Genomic DNA, 18007 nt, shown 5'->3' on the forward strand with positions numbered 1-18007 from the left:
ATTGACCAGATAATTCTTGCCCGCCGCGGCGCCGGTTCAGGCTGGCCTGGGGTCCATTTCAACGATCAGACGTGTCAGCGTCTGGTGCGCGATCTTCCAGCCCGCGGCCGTGCGCACGCAAATCTCGTGGTAGTGCCCATAGCCCGTCAGGCCGAAATCGTCTTTGACCACCCGGTCCTGCATCGCCCACACCACTTCGGCGCGGTCTCCGTCCACGGTGATCTGAGGCGAATGGACCTGATGCGCGGTTTTGGCGTCGGACAGCGAGTGGCGCACCATCGCCACGAACTGCTCACGCCCTTCTTCCAGCGGCCCGCCGCTGGGACGCGTATCGACCACGCAGTCCTCGGTGAAAAGCTGGCTCCAGCCTTCCCAGTCCTTGGTATCGAGCAACCGGCAATAGGCAGCCTTGAGATTGCAGATTGCCAGCCAGTCGGCGAAGCCGGGCGTTTGCGCTTGGGTCATTATCTCTTCCCCGTTCAGCCGGCGGCGGCATCCATGGCTTCAAGCCGCTCGGCAGCGAGCTTGCGCAAGTCCGCCGTCTTGATCTTGGCGCTGCCGGTCGTCTTGAGGTCGCTTTCCTCGACGAAAAGCACACGGCGCGGAAGCTTGTAGCTGGCGAGCTTTTCCTTGGCGAAATTGCGGATGGCGGCATCGTCGAGGCTGGCGCCTTCATGCGGGACGATGCACGAAACGACCAGTTCGCCAAGAAGGTCATCGGGCACGCCGACGGTCTGCGAAATCTTCACGCCCGGGCATTCGCGGATCACCGCGTCGATTTCCAGCGGAGAGACATTGGCGCCGCCGGTCTTGATGATGTCGTTCAGGCGGCCTTCCCAGTACAGGCGGCCCTCGGCATCGACATAGCCGCCGTCGCTGGTGCGCAAGAAGCCTTCGTCATCGACCGATTCCGACAGCGGCTTGCCCAGATATCCGAGCATCAGCGTCGGCCCCTTCACGGCTATTTCACCGCGCTCGCCGACCGGAACCGTCGCTCCGGTCAGGGGCTCTACGATCTTGATGATCGAACCGGCGGTCGGCAGGCCATGGCTGCCACGGGTCTCTTCCTCGGGAGTATTCGCGGGATAGACCGTAATGAGCGTGAAGGTCTCGGTATTGCCGTAGGCCGATTCCGGCTGGCACCACGTCGAATGCACGGTCGGATGGCGCGCCAGCGTCGTGCGTTTATCGACATACTTGAAGCTCGACAGATCGACGCTGGCATAGTTCGGCGCCGCTTCGAGCTGGGCCCACTGGTGCGGCCAGGCGACAGGCATCGTCACCTTCTCCAGCTCCATCAGCGAGAGCGCCTCTTCCGCATCGAACCAGCGCTGAAGCACGAGCACACCGCCAGCCGCAAGCGTTGCGCCCATACCCTGGCAGAAATTGCCCGACCAGAAGAAACCGTTGGCGGCCCAGGTGCGCGGCGCCTCATCGAGATCGTACCATTGCGCCCAGCGCCAGGCCTGCAGGCACGCGCTGCGATTGGCCGACAGCACGCCCTTCACCTTGCCCGTCGATCCCGAGCTGAACAGCAGGATTCCGGGATCGGCGGGCGAAACCTGTTCGGCCCGGGCTGCAACGAGAGCGGGATCAACCTGCTCCCCGCGGGCCAGGAACGCCGCAGTGCCTTCGATGCCCCCCTGCGTCTCATCGCTGTCGATGAACGCCACATGCGTGAGGAAGGGATAGCGCGTGGAACGGACGGTCCCGGGCGAGCCGCCTGCGAATGCAGGTTCGAGGCCAATGAGCATCTCGCCGTAGTCCTTCTTGAGCACCTTGCGCTCAAGAAGCAGAATCGAGACGCCCGAGAGGGTCAGAACCTCGTCGAGCTCTGCCGGGGTGAAGAATGTGCTGATCGGAGTAGGAACACACCCTGCCAGCGCCGCGCCAAAGACGTTGGAGAGAAATTCGGGCCGGTTGGTAGCGATCACGCCGACACGGGTTCCCTTGCCGGCGCCGCAGGCCACCAGCGACCGGGCAACCGCCATGCACTTGTCCCAGAGCTCGGCATAGGTCCAGCGGATCACTTCGCCGTCGAGATGGAGGACCAGAGCCTCCCTGGGCCCATGCGCCTCGCACACCTCGCGGATCAGGCCGGCAAGGGTCAGCGCTCCGATGCCCGGCTCCTCGGTAAGCGGAATCCCGCGCACCACCGACATGCCGTCCACCACTTCGACCTTCGCTGTCATCTGTCCTGTCCCGTTCCGGTTATGTCATACAGCCCGCGCCAGGCGGCGCGGTAAGGCCCGGCACTGCCGGTGGCAGCTGCCGGGCCAAAGCCGATCGGCTGATCAGGCGTTCACATCGACGATGTAACGGCCCTTGACCTCGCCCGACATGAACTTCTTCGCGGCCTCGATGGCATCGCCAAGACCGATGGTCTGGCCGATGGTTTCCAGCGCGGCGGGATCGAGATCCTTGGCGAGACGGTCCCACGCCTTCAGGCGCTTGGCCTTGGGCGCCATGACGCTGTCGATACCCAGCAGCGAGACGCCGCGCAGAATGAACGGCATCACGGTGGCGGGCAGGTCCATGCCCTGCGCCAGACCGCAAGCCGCGACGGCGCCGCCGTAGCGGGTCTGCGCACAGGCATTGGCGAGCGTGAAGCTGCCGGCGGTATCCACCACACCGGCCCAGCGCTCCTTCTGCAGCGGCTTGCCCTTTTCGGACATTTCCGCGCGGTCGATGATGGTCTCGGCGCCCAGCGCCTTGAGGTAATCGGCCTCGGCAGGCTTGCCGGTGAGCGCGGCGACCGAGAAGCCCAGCTTCTTGAGAAGCGCGATGGCGACCGAGCCAACGCCGCCGGTGGCGCCGGTCACGAGCACTTCGCCCTGCTCCGGCGTCACACCCGCGTCGATCAGCGCATCAACGCACAGCGCGGCCGTGTAACCCGCGGTGCCGATCGCCATGGCCTGCGCCGGGGTGAACGCGCTAGGCAGCGGCACCAGCCAGTCGCCCTTGAGCTTGGCCTTCTGCGCCAGACCGCCCCAGTGGACTTCGCCCACACCCCAGCCGTTAAGGACAACGGTGTCCCCGGCCTTCCAGTCGGCATGGCTGCTCTCGGTCACGGTGCCGACAAGGTCGATGCCCGGCACCATCGGGAACTTGCGCACGACCGGCGAGCTGCCGGTGATGGCCAGGCCGTCCTTGAAATTGAGCGTCGAGAACGAGACGTCGATGGTCACATCGCCCTCGGGCAGCGCGCTCTCGTCGAGCTGCTGCAGGGTGACGGTCTGGCCTTCGTCGGTCTTGTCGATCACGATAGCGGAAAACATGGAAAACTCCCTTCCTCTCGGCGGCACAGCGCCCTTCGATCACTTGCGCGGCCAGATACCCGGCAAGGTGCTGGCCGCGATTTGCACCCGCCTGCTGAAAGGGATCAGCGCCGTCGCGTCAATGCCGCCCCGGCGCGGCATCGCCTAGGCGAAGTCCGTTACCGGGCCTTGGCTTCGGCCGCTTCCTTGCGCAGCCGTTCCGCGACTCCCGGAAAGGCCTCGGCCCGCATCGTGCCATACATAGACAGGCGCAGGATCTCGTGGCTGAAACGCCGCGCAAGCTCGCTGCGTTCGGCGTCTCCCGCTGCATGGGCCCGCGCCAGAATCGGCCAGAAAAACACCCCGGCGAGATTGACGACCGACAGCACTTCGGAATCGATGCCCGGTTCGGCCAGATCGGTGGCGGCGAAGCGTTGCAGCGAACCGCAGTATTCGCGCCAGAACGGGTCCTGACTGGGGTCCGGGGAGGCCAGCACCTGCTGCAGCCAGACCCGGCAGATATCCGGGTTCTCCATGGCGAAGTCACACAGACGGTCGGTCAGCTCCGCTACGTCCACCCGCTCAACCTGACGTTCGCCGATCGTTTCCGGATCGCCGAAAACCGCGCGGAACAGCTTGTCCGAAACCCACTGGATCGTGGCCTCGATCAGCTTCTCGCGCGTTTCAAAATGCTGATAGGCGGTGCCGCGATTAACAGCGGCCAGATGGGCCACGGCGGACAGGCTGACACCTTCGACTCCGTCCTTGGCCAGAAGATTGCTGGCCGCATCCAGAATCGTCTCGCGCGTCGCCACAGGGTCCCGCACCCTGCGCTTCGTCCTCGCCTCCATAATCCTGCCCCCGTTGCTCTGAGCGTCGATCATAACGGCGAAACGACTAATCGACAATGTTGACTAGATAGCCATCCCCGCGCCCGCGACAGCGAGCCGTAAAGCCCGCGCCATCGCTGCCGGCGCAGCGACGGCCCGGGCCGCATTGGGGGTTGCCGGATCAGATCTTCAGGCGGCCGAAAGCGCCGGTACCGGCATAGTGCGCCGCCTTGCCCAGCTCTTCCTCGATGCGGATAAGCTGGTTGTACTTGGCAAGCCGGTCCGAACGCGCGAGCGAGCCGGTCTTGATCTGGCCGCAGTTGGTGGCAACCGCGAGATCGGCGATCGTCGAATCCTCGGTCTCGCCCGAACGGTGCGACATGACGGCGGTGTAGCCGTTGCGGTTGGCGATCGAGACCGCCTCCAGCGTCTCGGTCAGCGAACCGATCTGGTTGACCTTCACCAGCAGCGAGTTGGCAAGGCCCTGCTCGATGCCCATGGTAAGACGCTTGGGATTGGTCACGAACAGGTCGTCACCCACGAGCTGCACCTTGTCGCCGACCTTCTCTGTCAGCGCCTTCCAGCCTTCGAAGTCGTCCTCGCTCATGCCGTCCTCGACCGAAACGATCGGATAGGCGGCACACAGGTCGGCAAGGTAGTCGGCGAAAGCAACCGGATCGAGCGAAAGGCCCTCGCCGCTGATCTCGTACTTGCCGTTCTTGAAAAATTCGGTCGAGGCGCAGTCGAGCGCCAGCTGGATGTCGGTGCCCGGCTTAAATCCTGCCTTCTCGATCGACGCCATCACGAAATCCAGCGCGTCGCGGGTGCTGGCAAGGTTCGGCGCGAAACCGCCCTCGTCTCCAACAGCCGTGGCAAGACCCTTTTCCGACAGGCCCTTCTTCAGCGTGTGGAATACTTCCGAGCCCCAGCGCACCGCTTCCGCGATCGAACTGGCACCAACCGGCATGATCATGAATTCCTGAAAGTCTATCGGGTTGTCGGCGTGCTCGCCGCCGTTGATGATGTTCATCATCGGCACCGGCAGGACATGCGCGGAAACGCCGCCGACGTAGGAATAGAGCGGCAGGCCGCGGGCGTTGGCCGCGGCCTTGGCAACCGCGAGGCTGGTGCCCAGAATCGCATTGGCGCCGAGGCGGCTCTTGTTCTCGGTACCGTCGAGATCGATCATCGACAGATCGAGATCGCGCTGGTCCTCGGCATCCATGCCGACCAGCGCTTCGGCGATCTCCGTGTTGACCGCATCGACAGCCTTGAGCACGCCCTTGCCCAGGTAGCGGCTCTTGTCGCCATCGCGCAGTTCGACGGCCTCATGCGCGCCCGTCGATGCGCCCGAAGGAACTGCCGCGCGGCCGAAACTGCCATCCTCCAGCAACACGTCCACTTCAACAGTGGGATTGCCGCGGCTGTCGAGAATTTCGCGGCCGTGGATGTCGATGATCGCGGTCATGGGTACGGGTCTCCTCCTGCCGGCGCAGCTTCGCGCCGTTTCCGGCGCTCTAAGCGGGGGAACCCGGCCTGACAAGTTGCGTTGCAGCAATATCACGCAAGTTGTGTTACGCTATAGACATACCATCTATAGGGTAATCAGCTCCCACCACGAGCCCAAAAAGGAAGGAAACCGCCATGGTCGATCCCGTAGCCCCTACTGAAGACGGCACCGCCAACGCCAAGAATCACTTCACCAAGGCCATGGAAGAAGCCAAGGCCGGTGCTCAGGCACTGGCCGGCGAGTACCGGGAAAAGATCACCAAGACCACCGGCGACTGGTCCGGCGAAGCAAAAAGCAAGTCGGGAGAAGCCAAGGACAAGGCAAACGCCTTTGCCGCCGACGCCAAGGTCAAGGCCACCGAATATGCCAACGAAGGCAAGACCCGCACCAGCCAGGCGATCGTCGGCTTGTCCAAGATGATCGACGAGAATGTCGCCCTCATCGATGACAAGGTCGGCCCCAAGTATGGCGACTATGCCCGCAGCGCCTCGAAGTCGATGCAGGACGCAGCCGCCAGGCTGGACGAAAAGTCGCTCGACGAACTGGGCGAGGACGCCAAGGAATTCGTGCGCAAGAGCCCGGGCCTTGCGGTCGGCATGGCCGTTGCAGCCGGCTTCCTGTTCGGCCGCCTGTTCAAGAAGAGCAAATAAGGCCGCACGACCGAAGCAATGCAGCCTTCCAATGAAGACTTAGCTCCCCTCGCCGACGCGAATGCCGAGGCTGCCGGGGGGCTCTCGTTCGCCGAGGACCTGCGCCAGCTTGCCGACGAGGCAAAGGTTCTGGCGCAGGCCGAATTCGCCTTCCAGAAATCGCGTGCTGCCTATGCCGGTGCGGAAACGAAAGGCATTGCCGGGCTGCTCGTGGTGGCAGCAGTGCTGGTATTCTTTGCCGTCGTGGCACTGGTGACAGGAACCGTGATCGCCCTTGGGCCGCTGCTGGGTCTGTGGGGCGCCATGGCGGCCGTAACGCTCGGACTGATATTGCTGGCCGGGCTGTGCGCGCTCGCCGCCCGGTCGAAGCTGAAACGGATGATGGCCGTGATCGGCGACGAGAAGAGCACCTGATGGGCAAGCTTGCAGACCAGGTCCTCTCCGACCGCGCGGCGCGCGACGCGGCCCGAACCGCATTCGACACGCATTACGCCGCCCTCAAGGCGGACATGGAAGAGCGCGGCATCGCAGGGCGCATCGCCGACGAGACCATGGAGCACGCCAAGGGAATGTTCGACGAAGCCGTGGCTGTCGCCGAAAGCCACCCCGGCGTCATCGGCGGAACCATTGCCGCTTTGCTGCTTTGGTTATTCAGGACCACGATCATCAGCTGGGGCGGGCAGGCGCTCGAGCCCTTGCTGGACAAAGTGAAGGAACTGGGCAGTGACCAAGACTGAGCCGACGAATCCCGTCACCCCCTCGCCCATGGCGAACAATGTCGTCCCCCTGCCAGCCGCAGTCGAGGAACCGCGGCCGTCGGAGAAAGTGCTGACGTTCGTCAAAAGCCATCCCGTGCTCACCGCCGCCGGAGCGGTGGCCGTCGGCGTAGCGATCAGTGCCCTGCTGCCGCGCAAGACCGGACGCAAGGCGCTGGGCAAGGCCCTGAACCTCGCCGAAGCTGCGGGTGCCGCCGCGCTCATGTTTGGCCGCAACGCTGGTGAGAAAGCGCACGATCTCGGATCTGGAGCTAAGACGCAGGCGTCGCTGCTGAGCAGCAAGGCAGGAGATGCAGGCCAATTGGCCGCAGAACAGCTGGAAAAGTACGGGCTCGCCGCCGTCGCGGCCGCCAGTGCACTCGGCCGCGCAACCGCGAAGCGGACTGGCAAGCTGAGCGAGACAGCGGCGGAAAAGGCCATGGAGATCGGTCAAGACGCAGACGGTCGCTCGCAAAGGGTGATCGCTGCGATCAGCGACCTCAGGAAGCGCATGACGCACTAGAAACGGCCATTATTGATAATGGTTTGCATTATCTATTAAAGTGCATCGCACCTGCGATCCGCTCTTGCTCATTGCCCTAGCTAAAACTATAGGGGCCGCTCTCCTCCCAATCAGGAAAGCGGCCCTCTCCGATGCAAAAGCTACATCTTGTCATGGGCGGGCGGGTCAAGGACCCGCGCAGCCTTGAGTTCGTCAATCTCGCTGATATGGACCTTGTCGGCGTCTTCGGCGACTTCGCCGCAGCGCAGGACGCCTGGAAGTCTGCGGCCCAGCGTACGGTCGACGATGCGGAAATGAAGTACGTGATCGTCCACCTGCACCGGCTGCTCGAACCCGAGCTGCCCGAAGGCTGAGGCGCGGCTTCGCGCACGCCCAGGACAAAGAAAAGGGCCGGCAGCGATGCCGGCCCTTTTCTTGTTGTTCGGTGCGGGTCCATCAGACCCGCGCCGGTCAGATGAATTCGATGCTCTGGACGAGGTAGAACTTGTCGCCCGACGGCACCGTCACTTCGATCTCGTCGTCGACCTTGCGGCCGATCAGCGCCTTGCCCAGCGGCGAGTTGTAGCTGATGCGCCCGGCCTTGGCGTCCGCCTCGTACGGGCCGACAATCTGGTAACGCACGGGCTTGTCGTCATCGTCGAGCAAGGTCACGGTCGCCCCGAAGATCACCTTGTCGCCGGAAAGCGTGGTGGGATCGATGATCTGCGCACGGCTGACCTTGTCCTCAAGATCACCGATGGTCGCTTCAACCTGCCCCTGACGCTCCTTCGCAGCATGATACTCGGCGTTTTCCGAGAGGTCGCCGTGGGCGCGTGCCTCCTCGATGGCGTCAACAATGCGGGGCCGTTCCTCGCGCAGCGCCTTGAGTTCCGCGGTCAGCCTTTCATAGCCTTCCGCAAGCATCGGCAGCTTTTCGATACTGGCCATTCTTCTATCTTCCTCCTGTTGCTCTCCGGAACGCTGCGACTACTCGGCTGCCCCGCCCCTCAAGGGGCCGGCCGATCTGCAGCGATGTGGGAGAGCAAGATCGATTTCAGTTATAATAATCCTGCAACGAGCGCACTTCAAGCTGGCTGCCACGCAAGGCGGAAATCGCCTGTGCCGCCGCCACGCTGGCGGCCGCTGTCGTGAAGTACGGCACCTTGCCGGTCAGAGCCGAACTGCGGATCGACTGCGAGTCCTTAAGGCTCTGCCAGCCTTCGGTCGTATTGAAGATCAGCGCGATCTCGCCATCGACGATCTTGTCGACAATGTGCGGACGGCCTTCGGCCACCTTGTTGACCAGTTCCACCGGCAAACCGGCATCGGTGAGATACTTCTGGGTGCCGCCAGTCGCGATTATGCGAAAGCCGTTGGCGACCAGTTCCTTCACTGCGGGCAGGATGACCGGCTTATCGCTGTTTTTGACCGAGACGAACACCGTCCCGCTTTCCGGCAGCTTCATGCCCGCGCCGAGCTGCGCCTTGAGGAACGCGGTAGCAAAATCGCCATCGATTCCCATGACTTCGCCCGTCGACTTCATTTCCGGCGTGAGCACCGGATCGACGCCGGGGAAGCGCGCCCAGGGGAATACGGCCTCCTTCACCGCCATGTAGGGCAGATCCCGCTTGAATGGCGGGAACGTGGCGAGCTTCTCGCCCGCCATCACGCGCGAAGCGATCTTGGCGACCGGCTGGCCGATGGCCTTGGCGACGAACGGCACCGTGCGCGAGGCCCGCGGGTTCACTTCGATGAGGTAGACCACGCCGTCCTTCACCGCGAACTGCACATTCATCAGGCCGCGCACGCCCAGCGCCAGCGCCAGCGCTTCGGCCTGGCGCTCCATTTCGGCGATGATATCGGCCGGCAAGCTGTAGGGCGGCAAGGTACAAGCGCTGTCACCGGAGTGAATGCCTGCTTCCTCGATGTGCTGCATGACTCCGGCGACGACGACCTGCTCGCCGTCGCACAAGGCATCGACGTCGCACTCGATCGCATCGCGCAGATACTGGTCGATCAGCACCGGACTCGAACCCGAAACCTGCACGGCCGTGGCAATGTAGTCGTCGAGCTGCTGCTCGGAATCGACGATCTCCATCGCGCGTCCCCCCAGCACATAGCTGGGGCGCATCAACACCGGGTAACCGATGCGGTTGGCGACCGCGACAGCCTCGTCGCGGCTGCGGGCGATGCCGTTGGCGGGCTGCTTGAGACCAAGCTTTTCGACGAGAGCGGCAAAACGCTCACGGTCTTCGGCAAGGTCGATCGCGTCGGGCGAGGTACCGAGGATCGGGATACCCTCATCTTCCAGCGCCTGCGCGAGTTTGAGCGGGGTCTGGCCTCCGAACTGGACAAGCACGCCGACCAGTTCGCCGTTCTGCTTCTCGACGCGCAGGATCTCCAGCACGTCCTCGGCCGTCAACGGCTCGAAGTAGAGGCGGTCGGAGGTATCGTAGTCGGTCGAGACGGTCTCCGGGTTGCAGTTGACCATGATCGTCTCGAAACCGGCTTCGGCGAGCGCGAAGCAGGCGTGGACGCAACAGTAGTCGAACTCGATGCCCTGTCCGATGCGGTTCGGGCCGCCACCTAGGATCACGATCTTCTTGCGATCCGACGGCATCGCCTCGTCCTCGGGCGCGCCAAAGCTGGGCACTTCGTAAGTCGAGTACATATAGGGCGTGACGGCCTCGAACTCGGCCGCACAGGAATCGATGCGCTTGAACACCGGGTGGACCCCCAGCTTGCGGCGCAGCGCACGCACTTCGTCCTCGCTGGTTGCACCGGCCATGGCGCGCAGTGCGTCGTGCAGCAGGCCGGAGCGCTTGGCCTGGGTCTCGCCAAGGCCTCCGGCCACGCCGACCGAACGAACAGCCAGCGTCGCCAGACGCTTGTCGGAAAAGCCCATGCCCTTGAGACGGCGCAGGCCCTGCGCGTCGATCGGCAACCCGTCCTTCATGATCTTCACCTCTTCGGCGATGATCTCTTCGATGTGGCGCAGGAACCACTTGTCGTAGTGCGTGATCGCGTGGATCTCATCGACTGCGAAGCCTTCGCGGAAAGCCTGCCCGACATTGAGCAGGCGCTCCGGCGTCGCCTTCGACAGCGCTGCGGTGATCGTGTCACGCCCCGCACCCTCGAGTTCAGGCACGCGGTTGAAGCCGTCGAGCCCGGTCTCGAGACCACGCAGCGCCTTCTGCATCGATTCCTTGATGTTGCGGCCGATCGCCATGACCTCGCCGACCGACTTCATCGCAGTCGTCAGCAGCGGCTCGGCGCCCTTGAACTTCTCGAACGCGAAGCGCGGGATCTTGGTGACGACATAGTCGATGGTCGGCTCGAACGAGGCCGGCGTGGCGCCGGTGATCTCGTTCATGATCTCGTCGAGCGTGTAGCCCACCGCCAGCTTCGCTGCGACGCGCGCGATCGGGAAGCCGGTGGCCTTCGAGGCCAGCGCCGACGAGCGCGACACACGCGGGTTCATCTCGATGACGATCAGGCGGCCGTCCTTCGGATTGACAGCGAACTGTACGTTTGAACCACCTGTTTCGACACCGATTTCACGCAGGACCTCGATCGAGGCCGTGCGCATGATCTGGTATTCCTTGTCGGTCAGCGTCAGGGCCGGCGCTACCGTGATCGAGTCGCCCGTGTGGACCCCCATCGGATCCACGTTCTCGATGGAGCAGATGATGATGCAGTTGTCGTGCTTGTCCCGCACGACCTCCATCTCGTATTCCTTCCAGCCGAGCAGCGACTCCTCGATCAGGACTTCGGTGGTCGGCGAGGCGTCGAGGCCCGAGCGCACAATCGCCTCGAACTCGGCCTTGTTGTACGCCACACCGCCGCCGGTGCCGCCGAGCGTGAAGCTGGGACGGATGATCGATGGAAGGCCGGTGCGCTCCAGAATAGCAAAGGCTTCGTCAAGCGTATGCGCGGTACCCGAACGCGCGGATTCGAGTCCGATCTTGTCCATGGCCTCACGAAAGCGGGTGCGGTTCTCGGCCTTGTCGATGGCATCGGCATTGGCACCGATCATGGTGACACCGAACTTGTCGAGTGTACCGTCCTCGAACAGGGCCAGCGCACAGTTCAACGCCGTCTGCCCACCCATCGTCGGGAGCACCGCGTCGGGGCGCTCCTTTTCGATGATCTTGGCGACGACTTCCGGAGTGATTGGCTCGACATAGGTGGCATCGGCCATGTCCGGATCGGTCATGATGGTGGCCGGGTTCGAGTTCACGAGAACGACCCGGTAGCCCTCTTCCCTTAGCGCCTTGATCGCCTGGGTCCCCGAATAGTCGAACTCGCAGGCCTGACCGATGATGATCGGACCGGCACCGATAACGAGGATCGAGGAGATGTCTGTGCGCTTGGGCATGGGAAAGGGCTATCCTGGCTTCTTGGTGCTTGTATGTATTCGTTTGTGAACGGTCAGGCGACCAGTTCGCCGAACGCCTTGTCCCAGAATTCGGGGCCTTCGGCTTCGGCCTGGGCGATGATTGCATTACTGGCCTGCATGTCCTTGATCACGGCACGGAAGGTGTCGGCCTGGAACTGGTGCATCTTGCCGCCGAACTCATTTTCGGTGGTCGCCCAGGCACCCTTCCCGATCATCGCGTCGAGGAACTGCTGGCCCGCCGCCTTCGACTGCGCACGCACCTTCAGGCCGAACTTGCGCGTGGCGATCTGGAACTTGTCCTCGATGATGAGGCTCAGTTCGCCATAGGGATACCAGCGCGTGGCGATGTTGAGGTCGTTGGCCGGGCCAGCAACGTAGTAGGCGATCATGTGGTCGGTAAGATCACTCATGGCTTGTCTCTCTCGGTCTGTCCCTTGATCTTAACTGCGTAGTCGATGCTGACCTGCGGCAAACGCGCCCGCAATTCGCCCAATACGCAGGCCTTCTTCGCTTGCGGCATGCCATGCGGAGGGTCAAACTTCACCTTGTCCACTTCAACCTTGATCGTCTTGGCGGAAACCCCGCACTTTGCGGCCACTGTCGCCACTTTCGCCTCACTCAGCAGTGCAGGTGCCGGCGGCTGTTTCATTTCGCACGCCGCGAGCAGCATGCAGGCCACCGCAAGCAAGGCGCCTGCGTGCTTCAAACCAGCATGTCCACGAACTTTTCGAACAGGTAGAAGCTGTCCTGTGGCCCGGGGCTCGCCTCGGGGTGATACTGTACACCGAAGGCGCGCTTGCCCTTGATCGCGATGCCGCAGTTCGAACCGTCGAACAGTGACACATGGGTCTGCTCCACGCTGTCGGGCAGCGTGGTGTTGTCGACCGCGAAGCCGTGGTTCATCGACGTGATCTCGACCACGCCGTCTTCCATCCGCTTGACCGGGTGGTTGGCGCCGCGATGGCCCTGGAACATCTTGGCCGTCTTTGCCCCAGCCGCGAGACCGAGCATCTGGTGGCCAAGGCAGATGCCGAAAATCGGGATATCGCGTTCCAGCAGGGCCTGAATTACCGGCACCGCATACGCGCCGGTCGCCGCCGGGTCACCCGGACCGTTGGACAGGAACACGCCATCCGGCGACAGTTCGAGTATCTTATCCAGCGGCGTCTCGGCGGGCACCACTGTCACGCGGGCGCCGGCCTTCACCAGATTGCGAAAGATGTTGTCCTTGGCGCCATAGTCGATCGCGACCACATGCGGGCGCGCATCGTGCGGCGAACGGCCATAGCCCTTGCCCAGCGTCCAGGTGGACCCTTCCCAGTCCTCCTTCGCGCGCCGGGACACGATCTTGGCAAGGTCCATGCCTTCCAGCCCCGGCCATTCCTGCGCCTTCTTCAGCAGCGCGGGAATGTCGAACGCACCCTTGGGATCATGCGCGATCACTGCGTTGGGCGCACCGGAGAGGCGGATGCGGCGGGTGAGCGCGCGGGTATCAATCCCGGCAAGGCCGATCTTGCCCTTGCCCGCCAGCCAGTCGCCGAATTCGCCGTGCGAGCGGAAGTTTGAAGCGAGCGTCACGTCCTCGCGCACGATGCAGCCGACGGCGCCCTCGACCTTCGATTCCAGGTCTTCCTCGTTCACACCGACATTGCCGATGTGCGGGAACGTGAAGGTCACGATCTGCCCGGCGTAGGACGGATCGGTCATCACTTCCTGATATCCGGTCATGGATGTGTTGAAGCAGACTTCGCCCACGGCCTCGCCGGTGGCACCAAAGCCACGCCCCCAGACGACGCTGCCGTCGCTCAGTACCAGGACGCCTGTCGCCCCTTCCGGTTTGGGCGCAAGCGAAGATGCGGCGTCGGCCATTATGGGTCGCTCCGTTTGAGACGTTTCTGACGATGAGTGCTAAGGCTCACCCGCTAGACACGGTTGTGCATGGCGTCAAGGCGCGAGGGTGCAATTTAGCGCGCGGCTTGCTAACTTTTGCGCAGCCACGTTTCACAATGCACCAGGAAAATAGAAAAACAATGATTCGCGATTCGATCAAGGCCGCACAGATTTCCGCCATGAAGGCCGGTGACAAGCCGCGCCTTGCCGCCGTGCGCCTCATTCTCGCCAAAGTAAAAGACCGCGACATCGAGCTGCGCACCGCGGCCGAAACGCCGGACGACGATGCCATGGTGATCGACGTGCTGCAGAAGATGGTCAAGCAGCGCCGCGAATCGATCAAGCTGTTCGAGGAAGGCGGCCGCCCCGAGAAGGCCGAAGAGGAAAAGGCCGAACTCATCGTGATCGAGGAATTCCTCCCCGCCCAGATGTCGGAAGAGGAAACGAAGGCCGCGATCGAAGCGATCAAGGCCGAAACGGGCGCGGCGGGCATGAAGGACATGGGCAAGGTCATGGGCCTGCTCAAGGAGCGCCACAGTGCCCAGCTCGACATGGGCAAGGCCAGCGGCTGGGTGAAGGCCGCACTGAGCTAAAGCGTTAGAAAGGGCGGCAGGTCCCGTGCTGACTCCGCAATGGCTCGATCAACTCCGATCCCGCGTCACGCTTTCGACGCTGATCGGCCGTTCGACGCGCCTGCAGAAGGCGGGGCGCGAGTACAAGGCGTGCTGTCCGTTCCATAACGAGAAGAGCCCCAGCTTCACCGTCAACGACGAGAAGGGCTTCTACCACTGCTTCGGCTGCGGCGCGCATGGCGATGCCATCCGCTGGATGACCGACCACCAGGGCCTCGCCTTCATGGACGCGGTCAAGGAACTGGCAGCCGAGGCGGGCATGGACGTGCCCGCGCCCGACCCGCGCGCGGCGAAGGCAGCGGAAAAGCGCGACTCGCTTCACGACGTGATGGCCGCCGCGCAGGAATGGTTCGTGCACAACCTGTCGGGTCCGGAAGGCGACGCGGCGCGGCGGTATCTTGCGACGCGCGGGTTCGATGCGCAAACCGTACAGCGTTTCGGCTTCGGCTATGCACCCGAGGGGCGGCAGGCGCTGAAGGAGGCGCTGTCCCGCTTCCCGCAGCCGATGCTGATTGAGGCAGGCCTGAGAATCGAGGTCGAGGGCCGCGATCCCTATGACCGGTTCCGGGGCCGCCTGATGCTGCCGATCGAGGACGCGCGCGGGCGCGTGATCGCATTCGGCGGACGCATCCTCTCGAAAGAGAAGACGGATGCCCCGAAATACCTGAACTCGCCCGACACCCCGCTCTTCGACAAGGGGCGCACGCTCTACAACCTCCACCGCGCCGCGCCCGCAGCACGTCATTCGGGGCGGATGGTAGTGGTCGAAGGCTACATGGACGTGATCGCGCTGGCGGCCGCCGGGATCGCCGAATGCGTCGCCCCGCTCGGCACGGCGCTCACCGAGAACCAGATCGAGATGCTCTGGCGCCACGTCGAAATGCCCATCCTGTGCTTCGACGGCGATGCCGCAGGCCAGCGCGCGGCGATGCGGGCCATCACCCGCGCTTTGCCCTTGCTGCGCCCGGCCCACTCGCTGCGCATCGTACGCCTGCCCGAGGGACTCGATCCTGACGACTTGATCAAGGCGCAGGGCGCAAAGGCCATGGAAGCGCTGCTCGGCGAGGCCCGGCCGCTGATCGACGTGCTCTGGGAGGTCGAACGTGATGCCCAGCCGCTCAGCACACCCGAGGACAAGGCAGGCCTGAAGGCACGGCTGATGGAACATGTCGACGCAATCCAGCATCCCGACATCGCCAGTCTCTACCGCCGCGAGTTGCAGGACCGTTATTCCGCCTTTGCTTTTCCCAAACGCGAGAGCCGCTGGGAGGGCGGCGTTGGCAAACCGGCCTTCCAGCCCCGGCCGCGCGGCGGAAAGTGGCAGCCCGGCCGCCCTGCTCCCACACCCTCCTCGCCCGAATCTCTCGAACGGCTGCGCAGGGCCATGGCAGGCGGCTCGCGTGACGCGCTGTCCAATGCCGTGCTGGCCGGACTGATCCGCTGGCCGGAGCTGATTTCCCGCCACGCAGAAGCACTTGCTCGCACGCCTGACCTCGATCCGCGTTTTTTCACGCTGCTTGAGTGCAGCGATGCCACGGATGTGCTTGAAAGCCACACCCTCGCCACCATATTGCAGTCAAATGGTCTGGAAGTTCCCGGAACCGCTGAATATTCGGGCCTTCGCTTCGGCTTTCTGGCCCCCGGCGCAAATGCGGATCAGGCGGCAGAGGAACTGGGTCAGGCCATTGATCTCTTGGTCGAGCGTCCGGTTCTGGAGGCGGCTCTGGCACAGGCCACTGCGCGGTTCGAAAGCGAGCTGTCGGAGGAGTCTTTTGCCGAGCAGCAGCGCCTGCTCAAGAGAAAGCTGGAATTTGAAAGTCGCCTCAGGCAAATGGCGAACAGACATGCGTCCTAGTCCGGATTGTATAATTATATATCCGGTTCCGGGGCAGCACGATTTAACGGCGGAAGAATGAGCAAAAACGACAATACCGGCGGCGACAACATCGACGGCAACGACGCACCGCTGATCGACCTCAACGAAGCGTCGATCAAGAAGCTGATCGCGCGCGCCAAGCGCCGCGGCGTCATCACGGTTGACGAACTGAACGAGGCCCTGCCGCAGGACCAGATGTCCACCGACCAGATCGAGGACATCATGGCCGCGATCTCGGAAATGGGCGTCAACATCGTCGAGAACGACGAGGACGCGCAGGGCGAGGACGACGAGGACGAGGTCGAGGAAGTCGATTCGGACGAATCGGCGCCCAAGATGGTCGTCGACACCAAGAAGAAGGAAACCGTCGAGCGCACCGACGACCCGGTGCGCATGTACCTGCGCGAAATGGGCGCGGTCGAACTGCTCAGCCGCGAGGGCGAAATCGCCATCGCCAAGCGCATCGAAGCCGGCCGGGACATGATGATCCTGGGCCTGTGCGAGAGCCCGCTTACCTTCCATGCCATCATCCAGTGGTCCGAAGCGCTCAACAACGGCGAAATGCAGTTGCGCGAGATCCTCGATCTCGACGCCATGCTCTCGAAGGAGCCGGCGCCTGAGAACCTCAACGAGGACGGGGAAGGCGACGACGACGGCGAAATCAGCGAAGCCACCGCCGGCCCCTCCTACAAGGAGGACGATGACGACGAGGAAGAGGAAGATACCTCCAGCGACGACGAAGACGGCGAGGAAGGCTCCTCGCGCCGCAAGGAAGAGGACGACGAGGAGGACAACACTCTCTCGCTCGCCCAGATGGAAGCGGCGCTCAAGCCCGAGGCGCTCGAGAAATTCGCGGCAATCACCGATCTTTTCCAGGCATTCGAGAAGCTCCAGTCCGAACGTCTGGATGCACTTGGCCTTGGCATCGACTTCCCGGCCGCCAAGGAAGACCAGTACCAGCAGCTGCGCGAGGACCTGACCGCGCAGGTGGAATCGGTGCAGTTCCACGCGACCAAGATCGAATATCTGGTCGACAACCTCTATGCCTACAACCGCCGCCTGACCACGCTCGGTGGCCAGATGCTGCGTCTGGCCGAGCGCCACAAGGTCAAACGGGCGGACTTCCTGGAAACCTACGTCGGGCGCGAACTGGACGACACCTGGCTTCCGGAAATGGCGAAGAAAGACAAGAAGTGGGCCGCCTTCGCCGAGAACGAAGCCGACCCGGTCGAGCGCATCCGTGCCGAAGTTGCCGACATCGCGGCGGCAACCGGCATGGCACTCCCCGAATTCCGCCGCATCGTCAACATGGTGCAGAAGGCCGAGCGTGAAGCGCGCATCGCCAAGAAGGAAATGGTCGAGGCGAACCTGCGCCTCGTGATTTCCATCGCCAAGAAGTACACCAACCGCGGGTTGCAGTTCCTCGACCTCATTCAGGAAGGGAACATCGGCCTGATGAAGGCGGTCGACAAGTTCGAATACCGCCGCGGCTACAAGTTCAGCACCTACGCTACGTGGTGGATTCGTCAGGCGATCACCCGCTCGATCGCTGACCAGGCGCGCACGATCCGTATCCCGGTCCACATGATCGAGACGATCAACAAGCTGGTGCGCACCAGCCGCCAGTTCCTCCACGAGCAGGGCCGCGAGCCCACGCCCGAGGAAATGGCCGAGCGCCTGTCGATGCCGCTCGAAAAGGTCCGCAA

Annotated in this window: 19 protein-coding genes; 9 read left to right on the plus strand and 10 right to left on the minus strand. The window is 63.5% G+C overall.

Features of this window, described 5'->3' with window-relative positions:
* Window positions 1–36: 36 nt before the first annotated feature.
* From MTR64_RS03090 to MTR64_RS03100, 3 genes are all read right to left on the minus strand, one after another.
* Window positions 37–465 carry a nuclear transport factor 2 family protein gene (locus MTR64_RS03090; protein WP_243990648.1) on the minus strand — a complete coding sequence of 143 codons (429 nt, stop codon included), beginning with the start codon at window positions 463–465 and terminating at the stop codon, window positions 37–39.
* Window positions 466–479: 14 nt separating this feature from the next.
* On the minus strand, window positions 480–2192 hold the full coding sequence (locus MTR64_RS03095) for a class I adenylate-forming enzyme family protein (protein ID WP_243990650.1): 1713 nt from the start codon (window positions 2190–2192) through the stop codon (window positions 480–482).
* 102 nt (window positions 2193–2294) lie between these two features.
* Window positions 2295–3278 carry an MDR family oxidoreductase gene (locus MTR64_RS03100; protein ID WP_243990652.1) on the minus strand — a complete coding sequence of 328 codons (984 nt, stop codon included), beginning with the start codon at window positions 3276–3278 and terminating at the stop codon, window positions 2295–2297.
* On the opposite strand from MTR64_RS03100, the gene MTR64_RS03105 reads away from it, so the two are divergent.
* A complete protein-coding gene (locus MTR64_RS03105) occupies window positions 3277–3426 on the plus strand; it encodes a hypothetical protein (RefSeq protein WP_243990654.1) in 150 nt (49 codons plus the stop codon). The genes MTR64_RS03100 and MTR64_RS03105 overlap by 2 nt on opposite strands.
* Before the next feature lie 10 nt (window positions 3427–3436).
* Here MTR64_RS03105 and MTR64_RS03110 read toward each other — a convergent pair whose 3' ends face one another.
* Window positions 3437–4072: a TetR/AcrR family transcriptional regulator gene (locus MTR64_RS03110; RefSeq protein ID WP_243990656.1), complete on the minus strand. Its 636-nt coding sequence runs from the start codon at window positions 4070–4072 to the stop codon at window positions 3437–3439.
* A 196-nt stretch (window positions 4073–4268) separates the two neighbouring features.
* The gene (gene eno / locus MTR64_RS03115) at window positions 4269–5555 is read right to left on the minus strand and encodes a phosphopyruvate hydratase (RefSeq protein WP_243990658.1); all 1287 of its coding nucleotides are present in this window, start codon (window positions 5553–5555) and stop codon (window positions 4269–4271) included.
* A 176-nt stretch (window positions 5556–5731) separates the two neighbouring features.
* Here eno and MTR64_RS03120 point away from each other — a divergent pair, with 176 nt between their 5' ends.
* From MTR64_RS03120 to MTR64_RS03140, 5 genes are all read left to right on the plus strand, one after another.
* Window positions 5732–6247 carry a hypothetical protein gene (locus MTR64_RS03120; protein ID WP_243990660.1) on the plus strand — a complete coding sequence of 172 codons (516 nt, stop codon included), beginning with the start codon at window positions 5732–5734 and terminating at the stop codon, window positions 6245–6247.
* A gap of 18 nt (window positions 6248–6265) precedes the next feature.
* Window positions 6266–6661 (plus strand): phage holin family protein, encoded by a 396-nt coding sequence (locus tag MTR64_RS03125; RefSeq protein ID WP_243990661.1) that lies wholly within the window; start codon window positions 6266–6268, stop codon window positions 6659–6661.
* A complete protein-coding gene (locus MTR64_RS03130; protein WP_243990662.1) occupies window positions 6661–6984 on the plus strand; it encodes a hypothetical protein in 324 nt (107 codons plus the stop codon). The genes MTR64_RS03125 and MTR64_RS03130 overlap by 1 nt, the downstream gene beginning before the upstream one ends.
* The gene (locus MTR64_RS03135) at window positions 6971–7525 is read left to right on the plus strand and encodes a hypothetical protein (protein ID WP_243990663.1); all 555 of its coding nucleotides are present in this window, start codon (window positions 6971–6973) and stop codon (window positions 7523–7525) included. Before MTR64_RS03130 ends, MTR64_RS03135 begins: the two co-directional genes overlap by 14 nt.
* Before the next feature lie 131 nt (window positions 7526–7656).
* Window positions 7657–7878 carry a DUF4170 domain-containing protein gene (locus MTR64_RS03140; RefSeq protein ID WP_243990664.1) on the plus strand — a complete coding sequence of 74 codons (222 nt, stop codon included), beginning with the start codon at window positions 7657–7659 and terminating at the stop codon, window positions 7876–7878.
* Window positions 7879–7975: 97 nt separating this feature from the next.
* Here MTR64_RS03140 and greA read toward each other — a convergent pair whose 3' ends face one another.
* From greA to carA, 5 genes are all read right to left on the minus strand, one after another.
* Entirely contained in the window at window positions 7976–8452 is a 477-nt protein-coding gene (greA, locus tag MTR64_RS03145; protein ID WP_243990665.1) for a transcription elongation factor GreA, read from the minus strand.
* Window positions 8453–8558: 106 nt separating this feature from the next.
* Window positions 8559–11882 carry a carbamoyl-phosphate synthase large subunit gene (carB, locus tag MTR64_RS03150; RefSeq protein ID WP_243990669.1) on the minus strand — a complete coding sequence of 1108 codons (3324 nt, stop codon included), beginning with the start codon at window positions 11880–11882 and terminating at the stop codon, window positions 8559–8561.
* A gap of 53 nt (window positions 11883–11935) precedes the next feature.
* Window positions 11936–12313, minus strand: a complete 378-nt coding sequence (locus tag MTR64_RS03155) for a hypothetical protein (protein ID WP_243990671.1) — start codon at window positions 12311–12313, stop codon at window positions 11936–11938.
* Window positions 12310–12573 (minus strand): hypothetical protein, encoded by a 264-nt coding sequence (locus tag MTR64_RS03160; RefSeq protein WP_243990673.1) that lies wholly within the window; start codon window positions 12571–12573, stop codon window positions 12310–12312. Before MTR64_RS03160 ends, MTR64_RS03155 begins: the two co-directional genes overlap by 4 nt.
* A 32-nt stretch (window positions 12574–12605) precedes the next feature.
* The gene (gene carA, locus MTR64_RS03165) at window positions 12606–13772 is read right to left on the minus strand and encodes a glutamine-hydrolyzing carbamoyl-phosphate synthase small subunit (protein ID WP_243990683.1); all 1167 of its coding nucleotides are present in this window, start codon (window positions 13770–13772) and stop codon (window positions 12606–12608) included.
* Between the two features lie 161 nt (window positions 13773–13933).
* Between carA and MTR64_RS03170 the strand changes: the two genes are divergently transcribed.
* From MTR64_RS03170 to rpoD, 3 genes are all read left to right on the plus strand, one after another.
* The gene (locus MTR64_RS03170) at window positions 13934–14386 is read left to right on the plus strand and encodes a GatB/YqeY domain-containing protein (RefSeq protein WP_243990685.1); all 453 of its coding nucleotides are present in this window, start codon (window positions 13934–13936) and stop codon (window positions 14384–14386) included.
* 25 nt (window positions 14387–14411) lie between these two features.
* The gene (gene dnaG / locus MTR64_RS03175) at window positions 14412–16280 is read left to right on the plus strand and encodes a DNA primase (RefSeq protein ID WP_243990688.1); all 1869 of its coding nucleotides are present in this window, start codon (window positions 14412–14414) and stop codon (window positions 16278–16280) included.
* Between the two features lie 57 nt (window positions 16281–16337).
* Window positions 16338–18007, plus strand: a 1670-nt coding sequence (rpoD, locus tag MTR64_RS03180; RefSeq protein WP_243990690.1) for an RNA polymerase sigma factor RpoD, incomplete at its 3' end; no start/stop codon positions are given.

The organism is Novosphingobium album (ex Hu et al. 2023), from assembly GCF_022832385.1.
GTDB lineage: Bacteria > Pseudomonadota > Alphaproteobacteria > Sphingomonadales > Sphingomonadaceae > Novosphingobium > Novosphingobium album.

Bases quoted from the DNA above. Each gene is read 5' to 3' on its own strand.
- greA (WP_243990665.1), bottom strand. From the start codon at position 8,452: ATGGCCAGTATCGAAAAGCTGCCGATGCTTGCGGAAGGCTATGAAAGG.
- MTR64_RS03100 (WP_243990652.1), bottom strand. From the start codon at position 3,278: ATGTTTTCCGCTATCGTGATCGACAAGACCGACGAAGGCCAGACCGTC.
- MTR64_RS03155 (WP_243990671.1), bottom strand. From the start codon at position 12,313: ATGAGTGATCTTACCGACCACATGATCGCCTACTACGTTGCTGGCCCG.
- MTR64_RS03120 (WP_243990660.1), top strand. From the start codon at position 5,732: ATGGTCGATCCCGTAGCCCCTACTGAAGACGGCACCGCCAACGCCAAG.
- MTR64_RS03105 (WP_243990654.1), top strand. From the start codon at position 3,277: ATGGAAAACTCCCTTCCTCTCGGCGGCACAGCGCCCTTCGATCACTTG.
- MTR64_RS03130 (WP_243990662.1), top strand. From the start codon at position 6,661: ATGGGCAAGCTTGCAGACCAGGTCCTCTCCGACCGCGCGGCGCGCGAC.
- MTR64_RS03125 (WP_243990661.1), top strand. From the start codon at position 6,266: ATGCAGCCTTCCAATGAAGACTTAGCTCCCCTCGCCGACGCGAATGCC.
- eno (WP_243990658.1), bottom strand. From the start codon at position 5,555: ATGACCGCGATCATCGACATCCACGGCCGCGAAATTCTCGACAGCCGC.
- carA (WP_243990683.1), bottom strand. From the start codon at position 13,772: ATGGCCGACGCCGCATCTTCGCTTGCGCCCAAACCGGAAGGGGCGACA.
- MTR64_RS03095 (WP_243990650.1), bottom strand. From the start codon at position 2,192: ATGACAGCGAAGGTCGAAGTGGTGGACGGCATGTCGGTGGTGCGCGGG.
- MTR64_RS03140 (WP_243990664.1), top strand. From the start codon at position 7,657: ATGCAAAAGCTACATCTTGTCATGGGCGGGCGGGTCAAGGACCCGCGC.
- MTR64_RS03170 (WP_243990685.1), top strand. From the start codon at position 13,934: ATGATTCGCGATTCGATCAAGGCCGCACAGATTTCCGCCATGAAGGCC.
- MTR64_RS03160 (WP_243990673.1), bottom strand. From the start codon at position 12,573: ATGCTGCTCGCGGCGTGCGAAATGAAACAGCCGCCGGCACCTGCACTG.
- carB (WP_243990669.1), bottom strand. From the start codon at position 11,882: ATGCCCAAGCGCACAGACATCTCCTCGATCCTCGTTATCGGTGCCGGT.
- MTR64_RS03090 (WP_243990648.1), bottom strand. From the start codon at position 465: ATGACCCAAGCGCAAACGCCCGGCTTCGCCGACTGGCTGGCAATCTGC.